Origin of the sequence: Nostoc sp. DedQUE07 (genome assembly GCF_034530975.2) — a bacterium.
GTDB lineage: Bacteria > Cyanobacteriota > Cyanobacteriia > Cyanobacteriales > Nostocaceae > Nostoc.
Window position 1 is genome coordinate 94,824 of record NZ_JAVRCC020000008.1, and the last position, 22,813, is coordinate 117,636.

Consider the following 22,813-nt stretch of genomic DNA (forward strand, 5'->3'; position numbering starts at 1 on the left):
TCACAAGTCTTGGGTTAAAAGTCAAGGGTCAATATTTTGACTATTGACTAAACCACAAAACTAGCTTCTTCTCCAAGGGAAGCTTGCCGACTGCGAGCATCGTAATAAAGGTCTGCCAGAGTAATACTGTATAAAGCTTCTTTGAGTTTTTGGTTGAGTCTCTGCCAAAGGCTAAACGTTACCCAATCTTCAGCTTGTGTTGGTGCTGGGGTGTGATGAGGTAAATGGCTAGTCTCGCCAACAGCTTCTAAAATTTCTCCTATAGATATTTGTGCAGGCTCTCTTGCCAATTGATATCCGCCGATGCTACCACGAATTGATTTAACTATTGATGCACGACGCATTTCTATTAGTAGTTTTTCGAGGTAAGGAGCTGGGATATCTTGGCGTTTTGCGATCGCTCTTACAGATGCAGGCCCATATCTTGGCTGTAAACTCAAATCCAGCAACGCCTTTACACTATAGTGTCCTCTGGTAGTTAATTTCATTTTGGCAAGTTTTGTTGTTTGTCCTTTGTCTTTGTTGGCACTGCATCTCCCTGAAAAGAAATTCTGATGGTCGGCTTCCGACTCTGAGACTTCTTTAGTTTGTCGTTTCTAAATAACCAATGACTAATTACCATTGACCAATCACTAAGGATCAGTTTTGCTTATCATTCTGTGACTCAGTTCTCATCCTTAAGAAATAGAAAACCTCTTGAGGTTAGTTTAGAAAACTTAAAACTTATATAGTCTAGCAGGAATTCACAAACTATATATATAGATATATAGTTATCAGCATTGCCAGGATTTTCTAAAATAGATTGTCTTGCCAATATTGGTAATGGCATAACAATTGTGCATCTGAGTGTAATATACTTGGCTAGGTTGAGATAAAAACTAAAGGATTATGTTCCTGTTAGCTCAACCTCAGCTAAAATAAAATCGATTCAAACACTTCAAACATTCATTTTCGACCTAAGTTGATGCCTAAACAGAAAAAAATTGAACCCTTACTCGGCGAAGAACTGCTCAAAAAAGTCAAAGAGCTAGAGAACGAGAGCAAAGAAGACAAAGCTAAGAAGTGCGGCTACTATACCGTTACCAAAAATGGTATAGAGCGCGTCAATATGATGAAGTTCTTAAATGCCCTAATTGATGCTGAAGGCATTCAGTTAGACAGTACACCCAGTGCTAATGGGCGTGGTGGACGTAGTGCTAGCTATAGAATTAGTGTGCAATCGAATGGTAACTTACTGATAGGTTCAGCTTATACAAAACAGATGAATCTTAAACCAGGAGATGAGTTTGCGATCACTTTAGGCAAAAAGCACATTCGTCTGAGACAAGTAGATCCAGAAGATCGTGAAGATGATGAAGCCATAGAAGCCACGGCTTAATAAATGGTCATTAGTCAATTCTCCTTTGTCATTTGTCCTTTGTCCTTTGTCTTTTGTGAAAAACAATGACTATAAACAGTCATTAGTCAAGTGTCATTTGTCCTTTGTGAAAAATAATGACTAATGATTAATGACCAATGACCAATGACCAATGACCAATGACCAATGACCAATGACTAATGACTAATGACTATATCTGTAGTAGGTAAGACTGGTAAATAGTGGCGAAGTGCCTTGCGCGTGACTGCTAAATTACAGGTTAAGGCAATTTGCTCTTTTTCTAATAAACCCAAAATGCGATCGGGTTTGTCTCGTGCTACCACTGGTAATTGATGTAAACCTCGAAGACTCATCCGGTCTAAAGCCTCAGATAAAAGTTCATCTTGCCATGCATAGAGAATTTCAGTAGTACAAATGTCTATGAGGGTCTGACTGGATAAATTATCGGGAATTTCGGTTAAAGAATTTGGGTATGTTTGCCAAATAGCAAGGGCACGGTTAATATCTTCCAAAGAAAGTATACCAACTAATTGCTCTGCTTGATCGAATACTAAAGCACTACGAACGCGATCGCGGGTCATTTCCACAGCAGCATCTAATACTCCCAAAGTAGCAGGTAACTTTTTGGGGCAGGGATACATGGCATCTTCTACCAAAATTTGCTGCACAATTTCCGATTGTTCATCTTTCAATTCCGAAAGACCAATTTGTTGTAGATTAGAGTTAGAGTTAAAAGTTGGTTTAATCCTTTCTACTAGCCAAACACTTAAACCCACAGCTGCCATCAACGGTAAAACAATCCGATAGTCGCGGGTTAATTCAAACAGCATTAAAATAGACGTTAACGGCGCTCTCACACTAGCAGCTAATACTGCTGCCATTCCCACCATTGCGTAAGCTGGGGGAGCCGCCATTTGATCGCAAATTGTCGGGAATGCTACGGCTAATATTTTGGCGTAAGCCGATCCAAAAGAAGCACCTAAAAACATTGCTGGTGCAAATAAACCACCAATGAAACCACTACCTGCACTAATTGCAGTCATCAATAATTTCACCACCAACAACACCACCAATAAGTAGAGTGGAAACTCCACATCTTGAAGCATTGCTTCTACAGTTTCATAACCAACACCCAGAATTTGCGGGAACTGCAAAGCAACAGCGCCAATAATTGCACCGCCAATAATTGGATGAATCGGCTGAGGAATTCGTCCCAAAAAATCAAAACCTGGAACTTTGCCAGCAAAGCAAGCTTTTGCTCCCCGAATTGATTGAGTATAAGCCAGAGAAACGAGGCTGGCCCCTAAACCTAAGCCAAGGTAAAGAGGTAATTCCAAAGGACTGCGAACTTGGTAAACAGGTAAATCAAAAGCAGGTTGGGCCCCCAAACCAATTTGGGCAATTAATGCTGCTACCACCGCAGCTAGTAGTACCACACTGACAGCAGAAGTAGCGAAAGATGTCGCTCCCATCACCACCTCTAGAGCAAAAAATACTCCAGCTATAGGAGCATTAAATCCCGCCGCCAGTCCCGCCGCCGCGCCAGCACCCAACAGCAAACGTTGTCGTTCCTGAGATACATTGAGGATCACAGAGAACAACATCCCAAAATTTGCGCCAATTTCGACACTCGGCCCTTCTGGCCCCAAAGAAGCACCGCTCCCTAAAGTAACAGATGCGGCCAGCATTTTGCTAACTGGTCTTAGTGGTCGCTTAATCTCTGTTCCCTGAGAGGCGGCAATGAGAGATGAAAGTCCAGGGCCAAAGTCTTGAGTGCGCCAGCGCATCAAGCCAACAATTAATCCGCCAAGGGTGGGAACGCAGGCTAAAGTCCATGCACCCCAGCCGCCAATTTGACCCATTAAATTTTCCAGCATCAGCTGGTGAACCAACTGGATTAAATAGTGAAAGGTGACTACACCCATACCAGTACCACCGCCAATGAGCATGGCTAAAAACAGCACAACTGTTTCTGGGGATGGTTGAAAACGATTAATTAGGTGAGCTAAACGAGCGGAAGGTGTAGGAAAGGCAGGTTGTTCCGTTACCTTCCTCAGTTGAGTGGGAGGCAAGAGAGTCATTGAGAGGCGGGGTAAATGTAAGAAAAAATTTAAATTTTTATCTGTTACTTATCATTGTGAGCCATTATTTAGCAACCGGACAAGTAGACTTTATTTGCTTAACTTACAAAGCTTTAGCTAAAAATGTCATTGTGCAAAATTTGTGTGGGGAGAATGGTTAAATGAGAGACAATTATTACTTAGGGGTCAGCAATGCCTAAATTGGGCGTAGCTGTGGCTAATGGGGTGCGAGCGAGCGCCAACACTATTTTTTCTAGAGACAACAAAGTTTTTTCGACTGGGTGGACACATCCGTAAACATGAACCATGAGTCATCCTTGTTTAAATCTAGCTATACTCGTGTTGCGACTATTGAGGCATCCTTGGTAGTAATAGAATGTATGTATGATTAATGCCTGATGTCAGATCGGACATTGACCCCAATTCAATATAGCTATTGTTATAGAGCGAGTAAATGGACTAGGCGGATGAGGTAAATGAATATACACACTTTTGATAATCATTATGTTACTTGCCCAATTTGCCAAAGAAATGCCACGCCAAAACCAGTTAAAACACGCATGGGTTTGTTTTGCTGTCCCTATTGCCAGGAAAGGCTAGTAGTTTGCCAAAGTGGTCATTATGTCCGCGATCCGTTTACTTGGAGACAATTGATGATGTCTTCATCGCTACGTCGCCAAAGCCGACCTTTAGCGAGGATTCTCAGAGATTTTATCCTACTCAAGCGTCCGATGGTAGCCTTGGCTGTAGGTAGTGCGATTTTCTTTGGTGCGATCGCTCTGACCCAAGAAAAGACAAGTTACGATCGCCAAATTCTTCCCACAACAGAGAAAGTTAATGAACCAGGAAACAAATCCCAGTAAATCGATTACTTTGGTATAAATCAAATTCTACTTTGATTTTTGTAATATTATAACTAAATATTTCGATTGAACCGTGTCTTCTTGCCCCAAATAGGACGCGGTTTTTTATTATGTCCGCTTCAAGAGCGATCGCCCACCAGACATCTAATGAAATTTTGGCTATAGAAAAGAAAATTTATAGCCAAAATTGCGATCGGGAATCAATTTTTATAATTATTAAAATACTTGTAAAGTTTTATGGCAGGAATTAGAGAATTTGAGTTTTTAACTGTTCTTTATGAAATCATAGTACAGGAATTTTAATATTCGATCGATTTCATTAATCGTATCAATCGTATCTATAAATTATCAAAATTTCTTAGAAAATCGGGACACTACAGCATTTAAGATTTACTGTCCGGCAAAACTTGGGGTGAAAACATTGCTTGCAACGACTCATAGTAAGCGAAAAAATAAGCAGCCTGTTCTGGTTCCAAACGAGAGCGGATTTCAGTACCGAGCAAGTAAATTAATTGCCGTACCAATTCCCAGCGCACCTTTAATCGAGGATATAACATCACACACAGGGGAAATAGCTCTTGTTGTATGGCACTAATGTTGTTCTCCAAAATACAGACCCATAGATATACCTGGAACATCTCTATATCACGGACACTGGAAATGTTAATGTTAGTATCACTTAAACAACCTGTGTGGCATTGATAGTTGGGATACATCTGCATCACCCGTTCTGCAATCCTGGTCGCAATCTCGCTGCACAAGGGCAAAAGTTGCTGGACAGCTTGTAATGGTGGCGCGTCGTAAGCATATTCTGCTGCTGCCTGGTAAGCACGCTGGAGCGGCATATAGAGATGATCGTCAATCACTTTGAAGTAATCCCTCAGCGATGCTTGCTGCACTGGTGGTGTCAAGTTCAGTAGTATTTGTCCGCTGTAGTGAAACTGCATACTAATGAACCCAATTACTCTAGGATCGTCTGCTGTGTACTTCTGTCGAATTTTTCCCAAATCCCTAGCAATCCATGTAGAAAACTTTGCTGGGGAAATCTGTTCAGCATAGGCTGAGAGGGCAGTTTGATAAATCTGGTGGGTATCCTTTGCAACTTCCCACGGATCGATTAATTCAGGGTCAATTTGATGCCGAATCACCTCTTGAGACAAAAGCGCTTCTGTTTTTCCCCACGCTTGCAGACTTGTGGTTCGCAGTGCCTGCGTTAACGTTTTTGCAACTTCATTTGCAATTTCACTGACCTTGAGAACTTCGATGCGATTGTCCTGTTCAGCTAAATTTCGCAAATACTTCTTTGCCCACGCTTCTGAAAATGGTTGACTTGCTTCTGTCTCAATCCTTCTGACTGGTTCTGGTAACGATGAAAGATTTTGCGGCACTAGAAACACCTAATTGCTAAATTTAATGAATGAAATATTTCGTAATAAATATTTCAAGCATAGAGAAATCAATCTCGCCACCAAAACCGCAAAATTACGCAGTTTATCATTTCTTCAAAGTAAATCGCAGGTTTTTTACACTTTTTGGAAGAACGCGATCGCTATAAAATTATCATTACCTTTTGGGCAACGATCTGATTTTTTCCTGAGCAGGGGACAGGGGGCAAGGGGTAAGGGGCAAGGGGGCAGGGGAGCAGGGGGGCAGAGGAGCAGAGGAGCAGAGGAACAGAAGAGAATAATTAATACCAATGCCCAATGCCCCATGCCCAATGCCCCATACTTACAATCTATTGATATCTTTTGTGACTAACTTCCAACCTTCAGCTTGGTCAATTAGCTTCATCGACTCTAGTTCAAGATTGTTGAAATCAGATACATTAAGCAGGAAGTAGGGTTGGCCGTTGTAGTGCCAATAATATTCCAGTTCACCAACAGAAGCGGGAATGATGGTGCGATCGCTATAATAATCCAACGAAGGACGATGGTAAGGAAAAGACGTGTAAATCTTCCTCGTCGCTGGATTTGCCCGCACAATCATGGCGGCGACTGGTTTAACTGGATAGGCTTGTGATAATTCCCAAACCCAGTAGTTAGATTTCATTAACAGCAGCAGCGAAATATAACTTCCCCAAAACAAAATCTTCAGAAATTGTCCGTCACCTCGTTCTGCCAAAATAGCTGCTAAGGACATAGTTAAAGCTACGGCGGCAAAAATCAGTTGTAAGTCTGTTTTTGGGGTTGTACCCGAACTGAAATAAATACTACCAGCAGAAGCAGCTACAGCAAGTATTGCCAAACCAGCAACCCAAGCACGGGGATAAGATGAGAGTAAAGGCGAATTTTCCGTATCTGATAATTGGATACCAAAAGCTAAAGCTAAACTAGGGTAAATTGGGAATAAATACCAGGGAACTTTGGTAATCATGAAGGAAATTACCAGTAGATAAACCCCACTCCACGCCATTACTAATTTTGCCCAGCTAAGGTTGCGATTTTCCCAGGTTAAGCGGACAGTTTGTGGTAGAAATAATAACCACGGCCATGTGTATTTGAGAAGTTCAATCACATAATACCAAGGTGGTTCAGAATTACCTTCTACAATTGAGCCAATTCGGTCTAGTGATGGGTTAGCAATACCAATTTGGGCGAAAGTATAACCATAGTGAATTAGTTGCGCACCATACCAACCAGCTACAGGTAGAATGCCAATTAAGATTGCGATCCAGAGATAATAACAAGTGAGCAGTCGTGGCGTATCCCAAAATAGAAATACAATTGCGATCGCACCGAGTAATACACCTAGCAGTCCTTGAGTTAAACAAATAAACCCAAAGCTAATGCCAACACCAAGACAATAACGTAAATCTCGGCGCGATCGCAACACGCACAACATCATCACCATCAAAAAACTTACCATCGCCCCATCCAACATTGCCAGCCGCCCATGACGCACCACAGGTAGCATTGTTAGGTAAATCAAGGCGCTATAAATAGCAGCCCAACGTTGGCGAAATATCTCTCGAGCAATGCAATACAGTAAAGGTACAGATGTTGCTGTTAAAATTGCTCCAGGTAGGCGGGTTGTCAACTCATTTTCGCCTCCTAGAGAATAAGCCCAAGCAATCAGCAAATGCATCAAAGGCGGCTTGTCATGATATGGTTCGCCTCCTAACGTTGGGTAAAGCCAAGGCATTGAGCCTGATGGAGCGTGCCAAATTTCACGAGCAACCTGTGCCACAGTACCTTCATCCCAATCTCGCAGCGGCAACCCTCCCAGATTGATGCTAAACAGTAATACTGCTGCCAACAGCAATACTATTAGCCATACCCAATCAATCCATTTGCCAACCGTGCGATGCTGTCTTTCCAGATGACTCCAAATAAAGCTTCCTTCTTGCATATTCTCTGGTAATCATTTTACTTGCTGGTTTGATTACATAGAGACATCTAGCGAATCTCCCATGTTGCCACCCAGTAACAACGTATGTTCTTAACAATTGCTAGTTTCCAAGATTAACTCAGTTTTTTATAATTAGCGCTATTTTTCAAAAAAATATATTGGTTATTTAAGTAACATTTTAAACTAATAAATGATAAAAATAATACAAGCAATAAATTATTTATTACCTGTTTGATAGTCCGTAAATAAGCTTGTATGTTATTTTGAATGTGACGCTTAGTTTAAATTTTATCTGGTTAATTTCATAAAGTTTGTAACTGATTGCTATAAAAATAAAATGGTCTACTGAATACTTAAAAAATTTTTATATATAATTTTTGAATATTAGTTCCAGGAAAAATATAATTATTTCTTCAATAATCAATTAATAAGAATATTTTTTATAAAACTCTATAAACAAACTAATTTTAGTTTTTTAATTTTGATTAAGCAAGTATTGAATCTTGAAATCTATGATATACAATTTTTTAAGAGATTTTGATAACAGTTAATAGCTAAAAGTTATTGGAGAGTGTCAATGAATTTACCTGTAGTTGTAGATATTACTCTTGGCTTAGTTTTTATTTACTTAATTTTGAGCTTGCTAGCCTCGGAAATCCAAGAACTAATTGCCACATTATTACAATGGAGAGTTAAACATTTAAGAACTTCAATTGAATTACTTTTATCAGGTGGTAGTGAAAGTGAAAAATCAGATATTATTAATGCAATCCATCTAGTGCAGAAACTTTATAACGATCCTTTGATTAATACTTTGAATCAACAAGCTAAGGGTAAATTAGAAAAGCATTTCCAGGAAATTACTAAAAAGCCTGATAAAATAGTGCTAGAAAAACAAAGCGGCCCTTCCTATCTACCTTCTGAAACATTTGCAATTACTTTATTAGATGCCTTAAAAATTCCTCAGCTAATTAATTACGTTAAACATCCTAATGAAGAAACAAAAACCAACTTACAGATGATATTAACTTCTTATAAAGAACTTAAAAAAGGTATTAATAATCCAAATAGTGCAAGTTACACAAAAATTCAAGAAATTTATGGAGAGATTGACCAGAAATTTATAGATTTTGTTAATAATGAATTACCTGATGAAGTTCCTAATAATTTAATTAAGAGCCTTAGTGTAATTGCTCAACGTAGCAGGATAAAGATTGGCGATCTCACAGAGGAAGTAAATCAATTTAAAAATGAAGTAGAAACATGGTTCGATCGCTCGATGGATCGAGCAAGCGGTGTTTATAAGCGAAATGCCAAAGGAGTTGCTATTTTAATTGGAATATTAGTCGCCTTTTTAACTAATACTGATACATTTCACTTGGTTAAAAGACTATCGGAGGATTCGATTATCCGCTCTACTATTACTCAAAGTGCAAGTCAAAGAATCGATTATATCAATAATGAAGTAGACAGAAGGAATATTGAGAAACTATTAGGAAATTCTTCTATACCGATTGGATGGCAAAATATTAATCAACAGTTTGAGTTATTAGATACGACGAAATCGAATAGAATTTACATCAGAATTTCACAGGTTTTTAAATTAATTTGTGGTTGGATAGTGAGTGGTTTTGCTATTGCTATGGGTGCGCCTTTTTGGTTTGATATCCTGAATAAAGTTATCAATGTGCGGAATGCAGGGCCAAAACCTGTTGCGTATACTAAGGATCAACCGTCTCAAAAATAGTGTTTCATTTAAATCAAAAAATAAAAATAACTTGGAGTTTTAATTCTTTATTCTGACAAATAATCTCAATTTGTCTAATAAATTCTCGAAAGTAAAATCTTCGTTCTGTTTCCGATAAATCTAACCAAAATTGTGGTATAGAAACAGCTTGAGCAACAGAACGCAAGTTAACTGGAGGGAGAATTGCCAACTTTGCTTCGAGTGCAGAAATTTCTGTGCGAAGTTTGTAAGCCCTTAACTTTGCTGTTTCGGCATCTAAAATTCCAGTTTCAATTAAAGCGGGTAACTGAGCAAGTATTTCTTGCTGACGAGCGATCGCTTGTCCTAAACTATTCTTGAATGCATCCAACTGGGGAAAATTCATTCCTGCTACCGCCAGAGGTAAATCACGGCAAACGGTTTCAATGGTATGTTCCAACACCTCTTGGTAGGGAATAGCCTTACACTTGGGGCTTTGGGGGCAGCTAGTAGAACGTAAATAAAGATACTCTTTATCTTGGTTGCGTTGGGTAACACGGGTAACTGTCAGATGCGACTGACACTCAGCGCAGACAACCAACCCAGCCAGAGAACGCGGTGCGCTAGCAGTTCGGGATGGTAAACGGCTGTTACGGCGCAAAAGTCGGTCAACTTGGGCTGCTTCTTCCTTAGAAATTATCGGAATATGGGTATTGGAGATAATTTCACCATTTTGGTAAGCTGTATTGCCGCGATAAACTGGATTAGTCAGCCAGCGTCTTCCTGTGGTTACAGAGATTTTCTTGCCGTATTTTTTCGCCAAGTAACGCACTGAACCCCGCAGGGAACCATAAAGTAAAAAGTGTTCAAAAAAATCTTTGACAACTGGTGAAGTACTGCGGTCAATGGTATATTTTCCCTTACCTCTGCGATAGCCGTAGGGAACTTTGCCGGGTGGCGGTGCAACCTCAAGACGATTACGGGCGTGTCCTTGGCGGATGCGGCGGCTACGTTGCTGACGTTGGATTGCGTGTAGCAAATTCAGCAAGTCAGCGCCCAGAGGGTAATTTTCGGAAGTGTAGGGTTGTTCAGTGGCGATTACTGCGATTCCCATGACTTCGAGTTGATTGAGGCGATCGCTAATTTCCTCTACAGTATCTCCTAATTCTTCCAACCGACGAATCAGGAGATAATCTGCTGGTTCAGTTTGGCAATCTTTGAATAATAGTTGTAATTGCGATCGCAAAGAAGAGTCTGGCTTGCCCAAATCTTCATAAACCCGATCCACCTCCCATCCCCAATCGGCTCGATCGGGAGAAGATTCTAATAGTGGATCGGTGTAAGAGTAGGCAATTATTTTCAAAGGTTTAGCGCAGCCACAAAGAAATTATATATTCTGGATTCTGCGTTAGCGTAGCTCGCCGCAGGCATCGTAATATCTGAATTATCTGTACAAGAATCGCTATGGATTACCAAAATGACTTGCATTGAGCAATCATAGCAACTCGCCAACCTTGCTGTTTAGCGATCGCAAAGCACCAATAAAGATTAAACAACCACAAAATTGTTTTCGGTTGGTGACAATCCAGATGATAGTTGGGCAAATTTTACCTGAGTAAACCCAGACGCACTACCATCTTTGTCAAAGAACAGTCCACCTGTAGCACTATTGTAGATAAATCGTTGAGCGATCGTTGTTGCAGATGTTCCGATGATAAACTGACTTTTCTCAAGTGAACCCGATGATAACCCACCGCCAAAACTAGATGATACCTGAATTAATTCATTAATTGCGTTAAAGTCATAAATAGTGTTAACGCTAAAATTGTCGTAACTATTAAAAGCAAAGGTATCAGTACCTCTATTTCCATAGGTGTACATTCGCAAATTATATGTCGCTATTCGCAGATAGTGTCGCAACAGTATCCAAATAGCTGAAACCTTTATTCTGTAAGGATTATAAACTATTTAATGATACAGAAAATAAATTTGGTTAATTCGCATTTTCTATGTCGTAAATCCCCAATTATCACATTAAATGTCGTTTGTTAATATTTAGGCGTTTTTCAAATTACATGTCGCATTCTTAGTCAATTAATGGTACATTAGTACCTTAATTATTCATGAGTGTTTTTCACTTCAATGACAGACAAACAATTTGAATTCACGGAAGAATCAACGCAAGCTCCAGATGCTATTTTTCTTGACAAGAGTAATTTTGTTGTAGATCCATCCCAAATTATTCTGGAAACATCAGATAGGCATAAACTGACATTTAATCTGATCCAGTGGCTTGCTGAATCACCGAATCGCACAATTAAGTCTAAGAGGAAGCAGGCTATTGCAAATACGCTTGGTGTTTCTACTCGCCAGGTAGAACGTCTCCTCAAGCAATACCATGATGACAAGTTATCAGAATCAGCAGGAGTACAACGCTCAGATAAGGGAAAACATCGAGTCAGCGAAGACTGGCAAGAATTTATCAAAGCAATTTATAAAGAAAGTATTAAAAACAAACATCCAATTTCACCAGCATCTATAGTTCGCGAAGTGAAACGATACGCGAGCGTTGAGCTTAAGCTCAAACCAGGAGATTATCCTCATGAAGCTACTGTTTATAGAATTCTAGATCCTTTAATTGCACAACATAAACAGAAGACAAAAGTCAGAAATCCGGGTTCGGAATCTTGGATGAAAGTTGTAACAAAAGATGGACAGCTACTGAAAGCTGACTTTAGTAACCAAATTATTCAATGCGACCATACCAAACTGGATATTCGCATAGTTGATAGTAATGGTAATTTATTGTCTGACCGTCCTTGGCTAACTACTATTGTAGATACTTTTTCAAGCTGTGTTGTTGGTTTCCACTTATGGATCAAACAACCAGGTTCTACAGAGGTGGCTTTAGCCTTAAGACATGCTATTTTGCCTAAGAAGTATCCTGAAGATTATCAGCTCAATAAAGTTTGGGAAATATGCGGTCTTCCTTTTCAATATTTTTTTACTGATGGTGGAAAAGATTTTCGCTCAAAACATCTTAAAGCCATTGGTAAGAAACTAGGATTTCAATGTGAACTACGCGATCGCCCTCCCGAAGGCGGTATTGTAGAACGGCTTTTTGGAACTATTAATACTCAAGTTCTCGAAGATTTACCTGGTTATACAGGGTCAAATGTTCAGGAACGCCCCAAAAATGCAGAGCAAGAAGCGTGTTTGACAATACAAGATATAGACAAGATCCTAGCTAGTTTCTTTTGTGATATTTATAACCACGAACCATATCCCAAAGATCCCCGCGAAACAAGATTTGAGCGCTGGTTTATAGGAATGGGAAGAAAACTACCTGAACCTTTGGATGAGCGAGAATTGGATATCTGTTTGATGAAAGAAGCGCAACGAGTTGTTCAAGCGCATGGATCTATACAGTTTGAGAACCTGATTTATCGAGGAGAATCACTCAAGGCATATAGAGGTGAATTTGTAACGCTTAGATACGATCCAGACCATATCCTGACTTTATATATCTACAGTTGCGAAACTAATGATAATGGAGAAGAATTTTTGGGTTACGCTCATGCTGTAAACATGGATACTCATGATTTGAGTCTAGAAGAATTGAAAGCCTTGAATAAAGAGCGAAGTCAAGCTCGTAAGGAGCATTTTAACTATGATGCCTTATTAGCATTAGGTAAACGAAAGGAACTTGTAGAGGAACGTAAAGAAGACAAAAAGGAAAAAAGACGCTCAGAACAAAAGCGTCTACGTTCAGCTTCCAAGAAAGCCTCAAATGTTGTTGAACTGAGGAAAAGTAGAGCTAACGTTTCTTCAAACAAAGATGACAAACTGGAACTCTTGCCAGAGAGAGTTTCAAGGGAAGAAATACAGCTTCCGAAAACAGAACTGCAACCAGAACTATCTGGTCAAGCTGACACTCAAGAGCAGGAGAGACACAAACTGCTTGTCCCTAACCGTAAACAACATTTGAAGAAGATTTGGTAATTTATGGCGCGATCGCAACTTGCTGTTCAGTCCTCCGTAGAAGCCTTAGCTCCGGAGCTAGATTTAAATGCTCAACTTGCTAAAGTCGTTGAAGTTGAAGAGATATTCAATAATTGCTTCATACCAACTGATCGTGCTTCAGAATATTTCAGATGGTTAGATGAGTTGCGGATACTGAAACAATGCGGTCGAGTAATTGGCCCCAGAGATGTGGGGAAAAGCCGAGCGTCTCTTCACTATCGCCAAGAGGATAGGAAAAAACTTTCGTATGTCAGAGCTTGGTCAGCATCGAGTTCCAAGCGTCTATTTTCGCAAATCCTGAAGGATATTAACCATGCAGCACCAACAGGTAAGCGGGTAGATTTACGTCCAAGATTGGCTGGTAGTCTTGAATTATTTGGGATAGAACAGGTCATTATTGACAATGCTGAAAATCTCCAAAGAGAAGCACTGCTAGACCTTAAACAACTTTTTGACGAATGTCATGTTCCTGTCGTCTTAGTTGGCGGACAGGAGCTAGATAAAATCTTGGTCGATTTTGATTTGTTGACTAGCTTTCCAACACTGTATGAGTTTGACCGCCTAGAATACGATGATTTTAAGAAAACACTAAGTACAATTGAATTCGATATTCTGGCTCTGCCTGAAGCTTCTAATTTATCTTGCAGTCCTATATTTGAGGTTCTAGCTGAAAGTACAGGTGCGCGGATAGGACTGCTAGTCAAAATACTCACTAAGGCAGTTTTACATTCACTCAAGAATGGCTTTGGCAAAGTTGATCAAGGTATTTTAGAAAAAATCGCTAGTCGGTATGGCAGAAAATACATTCCCCCAGAAAACAGAAATAGCAATAAATGAAGATTATGACATTTTGCCAAGGTTGGGCTATGTTGAGCCATACCCAAATGAAAGCATCAGTCATTATCTGGGACGCTTGCGCCGATTTAAGGCTAACAGTCTTCCTTCAGGATATTCTTTAGGAAAAATTGCTGGTCTTGGTGCTATCACAACGCGATGGGAGAAGTTTTATTTCAATCCCTTTCCGAGTCTTGAGGAATTAAAAGCTTTAAGTAAGCTGATTGGTGTGGAGGTCAAGAGGTTATATGAGATGTTGCCACCAAAGGGTGTAACTATAAAACCCAGACCAATTCGGTTATGTGGTGCTTGCTATGCAGAAGTTCCTTGTCACCGCATTGAGTGGCAGTTTAAAGAGAAAATGAAGTGCGATCGCCATCAGTTGGGTTTATTAACAAAATGTACTAACTGTGAGACACCATTTCCAATCCCTGCTGATTGGGAGCTAGGGGAATGCACCCATTGTTCTCTACCTTTTGCAAAAATGGCAAGGTGTCAAAAGCGCTATTGACAAAAAACTATTGAATTATACGAGTAACCTCATTGATAGGGTTTTACAAAAGGCGATCGCACTTTCTTCGGGGAGGACGATCGCCTTTGTTTTTTATCAATAATCTACGTGTCATCGATCAGGCACAAGTACGATCGCACGTATTCAAATTTAATTGGTGGCTGAAAATTAAAACCTATAGCGCTTAAAGTTTTTAACAAAAGCAGTAAATATACTACTTAGTATTAAAAACTTTAGAGCTTATACTTGTGAAGCTAGAATTCTAACTAATTTTTTGTTAGCTTCAAATCCTGCTGTCAAGGATTTCTGCCATTAAAGGCAGTTTATGTAACGTAAGTTTTACAAAAGCCTTCAGAGTAAATTTTGACTTGAGGTGGCTAGGGTATGGATGAAGTCGTTAAAAAAGTAGCTGCTTTGGGTTTACCTGGTGTGATTTTGGTAATCACAATGGCAGCTACAGGGTTTACAGGTGCTGCTGCCATTACAACTGCTTTAGCTTTTTTGGGCGGGCCTGCGGGGATGCTGGGTGGAATTGCAGTTTTGGGGCTAACAGGATTAATTACAGATGCTTTGGCAAAAGTCAGCCTAGAAGATTTTCTCACAGCAGTTTATTGTCAACGCCGACAGGATGAGCCACATGGCAAGCTTCTAGAAGAGATTAACTCGTTATCACTGTTTGACGGCGACATCAGAGATAGGCTCAAGACGACTGTAACTGACGGATGCGGTTGTGTAACAGTGGTTAACTCTAGTACAACAGATGATGCAAGAGAAGTGATCGCTATTTTAGAGAATGTCCCTGGCATGACTCCTGCACACCACAGAGATTTTAAAAGTTCTAATCCGATCATCAGGCTCAGGGACGGGACAGTAGTGAGAACTTGGAAAAACCCCGTTGGTGTTGACCATGTTTTTTTAGGCGATCGCAGTGACAAAATGATTTACGGCGGGTTTGTCGGTTGGATTCACAGTGAAGGTTTAAGCCAGGCAATCGTTCGCATTAGAAGAGACTTTACTTAAGGGAGTAGTACTTAGTGGCTCGTGGTTACAAAAAAACTGAACAGAATAACAGCAATGGGGCGACTTTAGGCTTTGAACAAGCTCTAGGTTAGGTGCGGATAAGCAGGTTGTTTATAGCTCATTTATTTACACAAATTAATAACAATTTCGTACTCTTGGTGATATTCGTGATTTGCTAATATTGAAGCTTCTCTCAGGTAAGATTCGGATGAAAGATATGGAAAAATTTATATAAAGGAGAATATGTTGATGCCAAAAACAATCATCGAAGGCTTCAAGAAGCTTAGACAAAATCTTGAAATTACAGACATCCAAGAATTGAGCGTATCAAAGCGCCAGCAGAATATCAGAGAAATCCTCGAAACAGAGTTGACTATTATAAATTCATTTTTAACTGGTTCATATAGGAGAAGTACCATGATTTCTCCTTTGTCTGAGGCAGATGTAGATATCTTTATTATTTTAGATCCAACTTACTATAAACTAAATGGACAAACATATCTTTTAGACAAAGTTAGACATATTCTTTTAAAGAAATATCCTACAACACCAAAAATTAGCAGAAATGGTCAAGCCGTGACGATTAGATTTACTGATTTTAAAGTTGATGTTGTGCCAGCTTTTCATAGGAATGGGGGAGGGTATATTATTCCTAATTGTGTAATTTCTCAATGGATATCTACAGATCCAAGAAAGCATATAGAAATTTGGAGCAATGCTAATAAAGCTCATAACTATGATCTCATTCCCCTTATTAAAATGATTAAGGGGTGGAATAAAAAGCATAGTAAATTGCTGAATTCATTTCATCTTGAAAGTTTAGTCCTAAAAATACTAAATAATATAAGAATTGATAGCTTTTCTTCTGGGGTTCGGTATGTGTTTGATAAAGCAAGAAAAGAAGTAATCAATCCAGTTTTAGACCCTGCTGGTTATGGGGGAGATATCGGTGCTTATTTAAATACACTAAACTATATAAGTGAAGTAGTCAATAGATTAGAAGCAGCATATAACAGAGCAATTATAGCAGAGCGGTTGGAACAACAAGGTAAAATAGCAGAAGCCTATTATCAATGGCAAATTATCTTTGGTGATTATTTTCCTCTTTATGGTTGAAATTTAAATTTCATGCTCAATTCAATAGCACAAGAACAAAATAAAGTACGCTATCTTGATCGGATTGCGGCATCTAGCTATTTGTATTCAAAGGCAAAATTTATACTATTAATTCAAGTATTACTGTCAGTAGCAATTACAGTAATTTTTTCTATTGTAGTTGCTGTTTTTCCTAGATTTGAAATTTGGGCAGCTTTCTACGGAATTAGTGTGTCTATTATTGATGCAGCCATTTTAGATGATTTTCAAACATCCTTAAAAAGACAAGCAGCAAAAGTTCAAGAGTTATTTGATTGTGAGTTACTTCACCTCGATTGGAACAAGATTAAAATTGGTAATCGACCAGATGCTGAGTCTATAAATAGATTAGCCAAAAAATTTAAACAAAAAAGCACTAATCTTGCAACAATTGAAAATTGGTATCCTTCAGTAGTTCAGAATGTTCCGCTACCTATTGCAAGGCTTATATGCCAAAGAGCTAATTGTTGGTGGGATTCTAATTTACGACAACGTTACATAGTGTGGGTAGTAAGCACTTTTTGTTTAGTTACTATTTTAGTTTTCGCTATTGGTCTTTCAAATACCATTACTATCCAAAGGTTTTTTATTGTTATTTTGGCGCCACTTTCTCCTACCATATTATGGAGTATTCGTGAATACAGAAAACAACGTGAAGCGATAGAAACTCTAGAACGCTTAAAGGATTATGTAGAAAACTTTTGGGTAGATATCATTAACAAAAAACTTAATCCAGATCAAATTGAAAGAGAATCTAGAGAATTACAAGACGGAATTTATGATTACCGTTGCAATAATCCACTAATATTTAACTGGATATACAACCTTTTACGTAACAGTCAAGAAGAAGCCATGAACAAGGGTGCTGAGGAGCTAGTTGAGGAAGCACTGCGGTCATTGAACTCTGGACATTAAGTAATAATTTTGATTTAAAATAATGGCTATGACTGAATTCATTGTTGAAGAAGCAACACTCTAATGGTTTAAACAACTTAATTAGACTACGCTGCTTATGGCTTTGCGAAACATTTAAGAGTTGCTTTACCTTAATTCGTCATTTATTGGCTTTAGATGATGCGATCGCAATTCGGGATGAAGTCGGTTTATTCCAAGCTATACGTGCTGCTTTTGTTAAACACACCACCACTGGGGGTAAAAGTCCTGAAGATTTAGATACTGCAATTCGCCAAATTGTCTCTAACGCTGTTGTGAGTGATGAGGTGGTAGATATTTTCGCTGCTGCTGGGGTGAAAAATCCTGATATTTCCATCCTCTCCGATGAATTTTTAGCAGATGTGCGCCAACTACCCCAACGCCACCTAGCTTTAGAACTGCTGCGGAAATTAATCAACGATGAAATCAAAACGCGATCGCATCGTAACTTGGTACAGTTCCGTTCCTTTGCCGAAATGCTAGAACAGACAATCAAAAGATACCAGAACCGCGCCATCGAAACTGCCCAGGTGATGAGCGAATTAATCGAACTAGCAAAAGAAATCCGGGAAGCGACAAAGCGAGGCGAAAGCCTGGGATTATCTGAAGATGAACTAGCATTTTACGATGCCCTGGATTTAACTGATACTTCAGTCCAAGCATTAGGCGATGATACCCTCAAAGCGATCGCTCGTGACCTTGTAGATACAGTTCGCCGCAACGTTACCATTGACTGGACACAAAAAGAAAGCGTCAAAGCCAACCTGCGCCGCTTAGTCAAGCGCCTACTGCGGAAATACGGCTATCCACCCGAAAAGCAAGAGAAAGCGATGGTGACAGTCTTGCAACAGGCAGAGTTACTGTGTAAAGATTGGGCTGCATGAGGGTGAGAAAGTGCGATCGCACTCAGTGTAGAGAGTGGTTTACCTACAAGCAGTTTGTACAAGACAATGCTTTCTAATCTTTGGTAGTTTGGAGATTAGAAATTTAACACTTCCTTTAACCCTCCAAAATTACGGTAAATAAAAATGAATACATTACTTTTTCAAGTTCAACTTGAAATGCTCCATTTATGTCTGTTATGCAGCGAAAGTGAAGTCAAAGAAAGTGAAATCAAAGAAAGTGAAGTCAAAGAAATTGAACTCATCGTGCCATCAATAGCAAGTATGGCAGCACTACGCGGAGTTGCATTACATAAAAAATTCGGTGGGGGGAAAAATTTGACCTTAGCTGAAGCGATCGCACAAGAAAAACCTCTGACCCTTGAAGATATTGATAAAATGGTGGATTTTTTTGAGAAATTCAAACTAGATATGGACGATCCAGGGTGGTACAACCCTGAAAACCCTTCTGTAGGTTGGATTCGCTGGTCTCTCATGGGAGGCCAGTCCGGTAAAAACTGGTCAATAGCCACCAAAAAGATGGTTGAAGAAGGTTTGAAAGATAAATCTATAAAAATAAAGACGCTGGAATAAATATACAGCAGGAAAAATACTAAAGCTTCCAGTTTTTCTAGGGAGTTTTATTTATTTGGCGATCACAAGCAGGAACACTAGTATTAGTATAGTCGTGAACTCCGACTCTTCCCACAACCACAGCGACAAAAGGTGATAGACAGCGATACGCTTTCAACCCAATATATAATCGACGTACTCAGTAGACTACCTTTGGAGCCTCTAGAATACTGTCGGCGATGGGTTGAAGTACCTTCAGATGAACGTGGTTATCGCAAAGCTTGTGTTACGGCTCTAGCCGAGGCTACAGGCTTAAGTCCACGTACAGTTAATGACTGGGGCCCAAACTTTGAAAGGCGACCAGATCACGTTTTACACGTTCTCAGAATGGCGGATATGCTTAACCAGATCAGGAAAATAGTCTTACCACCTGATTATCCGCAAAAATAATTTAATCGGATTTTCCGACTAAAGTACTGGTATTGTGGGCAGAGATTTCTTAATCTGTAGACTGTTGTATTAGACTGCCGCTTGAGAACAACAGCATTTGCCTACACTTTTGAATCAACAAATTGAAAGTAGGCAATTGCCAATATAAAATCACTCAAGCCTTCATCTGGTACTTGCCCATCCATTACCAGCCAAGATTGCTTGTGAGACTTTCCCCTAGTCCAGAAGAGCAGAGGATTGATGCTATCCGTCAGCTGCCTTTGGAGCCGATGGAATATTGTCGTAGGTGGGTAGATATTGACCCAGCCAGAGGTTATCGTAAAGCTTGTATCAATGCTCTGGCACAAGCCACAGGGTTAAGTCCTCACACCATCAAAGACTGGGGAACCAACTTCGACAGACGACCCCATTACATTCCTTTCCTGCTGCGACAGGCTGATTTACTCAATCAATTTAAACAACTGGTTATCAGCCAACAAATAATTTTGCCTACCAACTTTCTTACTAACTAACTGTTCGTGATTTACGAGTAACTCATGATAAAACCTCTTGCTCATACAGCTAGGGACGTTTTATTCTGTCCTACATCTGTATTCATTCGCGTGAAAATAAGTGACATTTTATCATCCTAAAATTGCTCGTATTTCACAAAATAAAACTAATTTACCTGCGCTTGCAGCAGTATCTGAACAAAGGGCAATAAATTCAGAACAGCAAATGCATTCTATCAGCACATTTGATATCACAAAATATCCTTTACTTGATATTTTAAAAGATATAAAAACTGGACGCATCCAACTACCAGATTTTCAACGAGATTGGGTTTGGGATGATGCTCGTGTGCGCCGTCTACTTGCCAGCATCTCTCTTGCATACCCCATTGGTGCAGTCATGATGCTCCAGCAAAGTAACCAGCAAGTCCAATTCAAACCCCGCCTCATCGATAACGTTAAAGAGCCAAAGTACGATAAGCCCAACCTGTTAATTCTTGATGGTCAGCAACGCTTAACTACTTCATTTATGGTTTTGCTGTCGGAACAACCCGTTGTCATTAAAGACCAAAAAAGCCAAAAGCTGATAAAAAAATGGTACTACCTCGATATGGCCAAATCCCTTGACCATAACATCGACCGCCGCAGTGCTATTATTGCTTTCCCGGAATCAAAACAACTCCGAACATTTGGTGGTGAAATTATAGACTGTTCCACTCCAGAAAATGAGTATGAAGCAGGACTATTCCCATTATCAAAAATCTTCTTCTTTTCAGAATGGAGAAGTAAATATTCTAAATATTGGCAATATGATGCTCAAAAGCTCGAACTTATCGATACTTTAGAACTGGAGGTACTCAAAAAATTTGAGCATTATCAAATACCAGTAATCCAACTGCGGGACTCCTTACCCAAAGAAGCAGTCTGCCAAGTATTTGAAGATACCAACACCTCCGGTTGTGACCTCAACTACTTCGATTTGATGAGTTCCAGCTATTGCGCCAATGACTTCAGCCTTAGAGATGATTGGAAACTGCGGGAAGCTCGTTTTCAGCAATTTAAAGTATTACGTTTAGTCCGTAACACTGACTTTGTGCAAGCCGTAACTTTAGTAGCTGGCTACGTGCGGAGAATGGAAGCCATTAACAAAGGCGGCAATTTAGACAAATTGCCTGGTGTATCTTGCGGTCGTGGAGATGTTTTAAAACTTTCCATTCCAGAATACTCTACCTGGGCTGATAAAGTTACCACAGGATTTGAGGAAGCAGCCAGATTCCTGCATGGGCAGAAAATTTTTGACGCAATGGATTTGGCTTATCCGATTCAACTAGTTGCCTTGGCGGCAATTTTGGCTGTTTTAGGAGAACGTTCTCGCTCTGTTAAGTCTCGTTCAATGCTGGAACGTTGGTTTTGGTGTGGGCTGTTCAGTGAGATGTATACGGGTTGGCACGAAACACGTACAGGACGAGATGTAGTAGAAATGCCACTATGGCTGCAAAAAGGGGGTTCACTCCCGTCTACAATCCAAGAAGCCAATTTCTTCCCAGAGCGGTTACTGACCGTAAGAAAGCGTTATGGTGCAGTTTACCAAGGTTTATCAGCCCTGCTGCGACTTTCTGGGGCAATTGATTTCATTACAGGCGAAGAAATCAATGATGTGCTTTATTTTGAAGAACAGATTGATTCTCACCACATCTTTCCCATCGCTTGGTGCAGAAAGCAAGGCATCGACCCTAAAAAATATAACTGCTTAGTCAACCGCACTCCTTTAAGTGCCAAAACAAACAAAAAGATTGGTAGTAAACCACCTTCAGCTTACCTTCAAGAGCTTGAGATGTCTGGCGTATCACCCCAAAGACTCGATCAAATATTGCGATCTCATGCCATAGATCCCGAAACTCTGCGACGAGATGACTTTGAGGGATTTTTCCAAGCACGGACAAAGGCATTGTTGGAGTTAATCGGCAAGGGAATGGGTAAGTGCTTATACATTGAGGCTTTAGAGGATTTAGGCGGAAAGCATCAAAACAGATTTATTAACAGACTGAATTCAGAAAGTTTATTCAAGAACTATTTGTAGTCATTACAACTTTGCTATAAGTCAAACTTAAGTGCAAACCAAAACAAAAGCCATGAGCAAGCCCTTTAATATTAATCGAGTGGAACATGAGTTGAAAGCAACACTGATTAGTAACGAGTCTCTGCCACCAATAGAAAAGGTTACTAGGGGCTGCAACGTTACTATACTATTGACCAATTTTGAAGCTGTGGAAAGAGATCGCTTTCCACAACTGTCCTGCTACTTTTCATTAGCAGCGGACTCTTTCTTTTTTAACCAATCCCTAATCGCCTCCTCCAAAGCTGCTGTCTGTGTGAACTCTAGACGAGCGCAAGCGATTTCAAAAGCAATTTTTAATTCTTTAGGAATTCTTCCCCGAACTTCTCTCGTTTCTTCTGTCATCTCCACATCATGCCTTAGTTCGGGGTTAATTGTTGCACAGCCTTTTAACAAAAGCACATTTGCGCTAAAAAGTTTTTATGCTATTGCGCTATTGCGCTTATAATAAAGATAGGTAGCAAAACCAGTC

General features: G+C 39.8%; 23 protein-coding genes. 15 read left to right on the top strand and 8 right to left on the bottom strand.

Translation table 11 applies throughout. The features are described 5' to 3' along the window. Positions 1 to 47 precede the first annotated feature (47 nt). Complete coding sequence (locus RMZ95_RS09165) at positions 48 to 488, bottom strand: Rrf2 family transcriptional regulator (RefSeq protein ID WP_289798377.1); 441 nt, start codon at positions 486 to 488, stop codon at positions 48 to 50. A 476-nt stretch (positions 489 to 964) separates the two neighbouring features. Here RMZ95_RS09165 and RMZ95_RS09170 point away from each other — a divergent pair, with 476 nt between their 5' ends. Continuing rightward, entirely contained in the window at positions 965 to 1,378 is a 414-nt protein-coding gene (locus tag RMZ95_RS09170) for an AbrB family transcriptional regulator (RefSeq protein ID WP_322673146.1), read from the top strand. Between the two features lie 176 nt (positions 1,379 to 1,554). Here RMZ95_RS09170 and RMZ95_RS09175 read toward each other — a convergent pair whose 3' ends face one another. Next, the gene (locus RMZ95_RS09175; protein ID WP_322686504.1) at positions 1,555 to 3,459 is read right to left on the bottom strand and encodes a chloride channel protein; all 1,905 of its coding nucleotides are present in this window, start codon (positions 3,457 to 3,459) and stop codon (positions 1,555 to 1,557) included. 179 nt (positions 3,460 to 3,638) lie between these two features. After that, entirely contained in the window at positions 3,639 to 3,767 is a 129-nt protein-coding gene (locus RMZ95_RS09180; protein ID WP_322673144.1) for a hypothetical protein, read from the bottom strand. Positions 3,768 to 3,935: 168 nt separating this feature from the next. Here RMZ95_RS09180 and RMZ95_RS09185 point away from each other — a divergent pair, with 168 nt between their 5' ends. Both RMZ95_RS09185 and RMZ95_RS09190 read left to right on the top strand, forming a co-directional pair. Then, positions 3,936 to 4,322, top strand: coding sequence for a hypothetical protein (locus RMZ95_RS09185; protein ID WP_322673143.1), 387 nt, complete (start codon positions 3,936 to 3,938; stop codon positions 4,320 to 4,322). 110 nt (positions 4,323 to 4,432) lie between these two features. Next, positions 4,433 to 4,573, top strand: coding sequence for a hypothetical protein (locus RMZ95_RS09190; protein WP_322686503.1), 141 nt, complete (start codon positions 4,433 to 4,435; stop codon positions 4,571 to 4,573). Positions 4,574 to 4,705: 132 nt separating this feature from the next. Here RMZ95_RS09190 and RMZ95_RS09195 read toward each other — a convergent pair whose 3' ends face one another. Together RMZ95_RS09195 and RMZ95_RS09200 are read right to left on the bottom strand one after the other, a co-directional pair. Next, positions 4,706 to 5,710, bottom strand: a complete 1,005-nt coding sequence (locus RMZ95_RS09195) for a hypothetical protein (RefSeq protein ID WP_322686502.1) — start codon at positions 5,708 to 5,710, stop codon at positions 4,706 to 4,708. Between the two features lie 340 nt (positions 5,711 to 6,050). After that, a complete protein-coding gene (locus RMZ95_RS09200) occupies positions 6,051 to 7,670 on the bottom strand; it encodes a glycosyltransferase family 39 protein (RefSeq protein WP_322686501.1) in 1,620 nt (539 codons plus the stop codon). Between the two features lie 577 nt (positions 7,671 to 8,247). On the opposite strand from RMZ95_RS09200, the gene RMZ95_RS09205 reads away from it, so the two are divergent. Further along, positions 8,248 to 9,417 carry a hypothetical protein gene (locus RMZ95_RS09205; protein ID WP_322686500.1) on the top strand — a complete coding sequence of 390 codons (1,170 nt, stop codon included), beginning with the start codon at positions 8,248 to 8,250 and terminating at the stop codon, positions 9,415 to 9,417. A gap of 13 nt (positions 9,418 to 9,430) precedes the next feature. Here RMZ95_RS09205 and RMZ95_RS09210 read toward each other — a convergent pair whose 3' ends face one another. Both RMZ95_RS09210 and RMZ95_RS09215 read right to left on the bottom strand, forming a co-directional pair. Further along, positions 9,431 to 10,738, bottom strand: a complete 1,308-nt coding sequence (locus tag RMZ95_RS09210) for a recombinase family protein (RefSeq protein WP_322686499.1) — start codon at positions 10,736 to 10,738, stop codon at positions 9,431 to 9,433. Between the two features lie 185 nt (positions 10,739 to 10,923). Then, a complete protein-coding gene (locus tag RMZ95_RS09215) occupies positions 10,924 to 11,262 on the bottom strand; it encodes a hypothetical protein (RefSeq protein ID WP_409882264.1) in 339 nt (112 codons plus the stop codon). A gap of 255 nt (positions 11,263 to 11,517) precedes the next feature. Here RMZ95_RS09215 and RMZ95_RS09220 point away from each other — a divergent pair, with 255 nt between their 5' ends. The 11 genes from RMZ95_RS09220 (at position 11,518) to RMZ95_RS09270 (ending at position 22,305) form a co-directional block, all read left to right on the top strand. Continuing rightward, positions 11,518 to 13,377 (top strand): Mu transposase C-terminal domain-containing protein, encoded by a 1,860-nt coding sequence (locus RMZ95_RS09220; protein WP_322686497.1) that lies wholly within the window; start codon positions 11,518 to 11,520, stop codon positions 13,375 to 13,377. Positions 13,378 to 13,380: 3 nt separating this feature from the next. Beyond that, positions 13,381 to 14,235 carry an ATP-binding protein gene (locus tag RMZ95_RS09225; protein WP_322686496.1) on the top strand — a complete coding sequence of 285 codons (855 nt, stop codon included), beginning with the start codon at positions 13,381 to 13,383 and terminating at the stop codon, positions 14,233 to 14,235. Further along, positions 14,189 to 14,743 carry a TniQ family protein gene (locus RMZ95_RS09230; RefSeq protein WP_322686495.1) on the top strand — a complete coding sequence of 185 codons (555 nt, stop codon included), beginning with the start codon at positions 14,189 to 14,191 and terminating at the stop codon, positions 14,741 to 14,743. The genes RMZ95_RS09225 and RMZ95_RS09230 overlap by 47 nt, the downstream gene beginning before the upstream one ends. Positions 14,744 to 15,127: 384 nt before the next feature. Then, positions 15,128 to 15,763 (top strand): hypothetical protein, encoded by a 636-nt coding sequence (locus tag RMZ95_RS09235; RefSeq protein WP_322686494.1) that lies wholly within the window; start codon positions 15,128 to 15,130, stop codon positions 15,761 to 15,763. Positions 15,764 to 16,012: 249 nt separating this feature from the next. Further along, positions 16,013 to 16,879, top strand: a complete 867-nt coding sequence (locus tag RMZ95_RS09240; RefSeq protein WP_322686493.1) for a CBASS oligonucleotide cyclase — start codon at positions 16,013 to 16,015, stop codon at positions 16,877 to 16,879. A gap of 12 nt (positions 16,880 to 16,891) precedes the next feature. Next, positions 16,892 to 17,812, top strand: a complete 921-nt coding sequence (locus RMZ95_RS09245; protein ID WP_322686492.1) for an S-4TM family putative pore-forming effector — start codon at positions 16,892 to 16,894, stop codon at positions 17,810 to 17,812. A gap of 44 nt (positions 17,813 to 17,856) precedes the next feature. After that, positions 17,857 to 18,714 carry a DUF3387 domain-containing protein gene (locus tag RMZ95_RS09250; RefSeq protein ID WP_322686491.1) on the top strand — a complete coding sequence of 286 codons (858 nt, stop codon included), beginning with the start codon at positions 17,857 to 17,859 and terminating at the stop codon, positions 18,712 to 18,714. 144 nt (positions 18,715 to 18,858) lie between these two features. Next, on the top strand, positions 18,859 to 19,305 hold the full coding sequence (locus tag RMZ95_RS09255) for a hypothetical protein (protein ID WP_322686490.1): 447 nt from the start codon (positions 18,859 to 18,861) through the stop codon (positions 19,303 to 19,305). 192 nt (positions 19,306 to 19,497) lie between these two features. After that, complete coding sequence (locus RMZ95_RS09260) at positions 19,498 to 19,734, top strand: hypothetical protein (protein ID WP_175586702.1); 237 nt, start codon at positions 19,498 to 19,500, stop codon at positions 19,732 to 19,734. A gap of 197 nt (positions 19,735 to 19,931) precedes the next feature. After that, entirely contained in the window at positions 19,932 to 20,246 is a 315-nt protein-coding gene (locus tag RMZ95_RS09265; protein ID WP_163929737.1) for a hypothetical protein, read from the top strand. A 100-nt stretch (positions 20,247 to 20,346) separates the two neighbouring features. Beyond that, entirely contained in the window at positions 20,347 to 22,305 is a 1,959-nt protein-coding gene (locus RMZ95_RS09270; protein WP_322686489.1) for a DUF262 domain-containing protein, read from the top strand. Between the two features lie 219 nt (positions 22,306 to 22,524). Here the strand turns inward: RMZ95_RS09270 and RMZ95_RS09275 are convergent, their stop codons facing one another. Further along, positions 22,525 to 22,743 (bottom strand): hypothetical protein, encoded by a 219-nt coding sequence (locus RMZ95_RS09275; RefSeq protein WP_322686488.1) that lies wholly within the window; start codon positions 22,741 to 22,743, stop codon positions 22,525 to 22,527. Positions 22,744 to 22,813: the final 70 nt, after the last annotated feature.

Bases quoted from the DNA above. Each gene is read 5' to 3' on its own strand.
- RMZ95_RS09220 (WP_322686497.1), top strand. From the start codon at position 11,518: ATGACAGACAAACAATTTGAATTCACGGAAGAATCAACGCAAGCTCCA.
- RMZ95_RS09185 (WP_322673143.1), top strand. From the start codon at position 3,936: ATGAATATACACACTTTTGATAATCATTATGTTACTTGCCCAATTTGC.
- RMZ95_RS09205 (WP_322686500.1), top strand. From the start codon at position 8,248: ATGAATTTACCTGTAGTTGTAGATATTACTCTTGGCTTAGTTTTTATT.
- RMZ95_RS09200 (WP_322686501.1), bottom strand. From the start codon at position 7,670: ATGCAAGAAGGAAGCTTTATTTGGAGTCATCTGGAAAGACAGCATCGC.
- RMZ95_RS09240 (WP_322686493.1), top strand. From the start codon at position 16,013: ATGCCAAAAACAATCATCGAAGGCTTCAAGAAGCTTAGACAAAATCTT.
- RMZ95_RS09190 (WP_322686503.1), top strand. From the start codon at position 4,433: ATGTCCGCTTCAAGAGCGATCGCCCACCAGACATCTAATGAAATTTTG.
- RMZ95_RS09255 (WP_322686490.1), top strand. From the start codon at position 18,859: ATGAATACATTACTTTTTCAAGTTCAACTTGAAATGCTCCATTTATGT.
- RMZ95_RS09230 (WP_322686495.1), top strand. From the start codon at position 14,189: ATGGCAGAAAATACATTCCCCCAGAAAACAGAAATAGCAATAAATGAA.
- RMZ95_RS09170 (WP_322673146.1), top strand. From the start codon at position 965: ATGCCTAAACAGAAAAAAATTGAACCCTTACTCGGCGAAGAACTGCTC.
- RMZ95_RS09225 (WP_322686496.1), top strand. From the start codon at position 13,381: ATGGCGCGATCGCAACTTGCTGTTCAGTCCTCCGTAGAAGCCTTAGCT.
- RMZ95_RS09245 (WP_322686492.1), top strand. From the start codon at position 16,892: ATGCTCAATTCAATAGCACAAGAACAAAATAAAGTACGCTATCTTGAT.
- RMZ95_RS09180 (WP_322673144.1), bottom strand. From the start codon at position 3,767: ATGGTTCATGTTTACGGATGTGTCCACCCAGTCGAAAAAACTTTGTTG.
- RMZ95_RS09165 (WP_289798377.1), bottom strand. From the start codon at position 488: ATGAAATTAACTACCAGAGGACACTATAGTGTAAAGGCGTTGCTGGAT.
- RMZ95_RS09175 (WP_322686504.1), bottom strand. From the start codon at position 3,459: ATGACTCTCTTGCCTCCCACTCAACTGAGGAAGGTAACGGAACAACCT.
- RMZ95_RS09235 (WP_322686494.1), top strand. From the start codon at position 15,128: ATGGATGAAGTCGTTAAAAAAGTAGCTGCTTTGGGTTTACCTGGTGTG.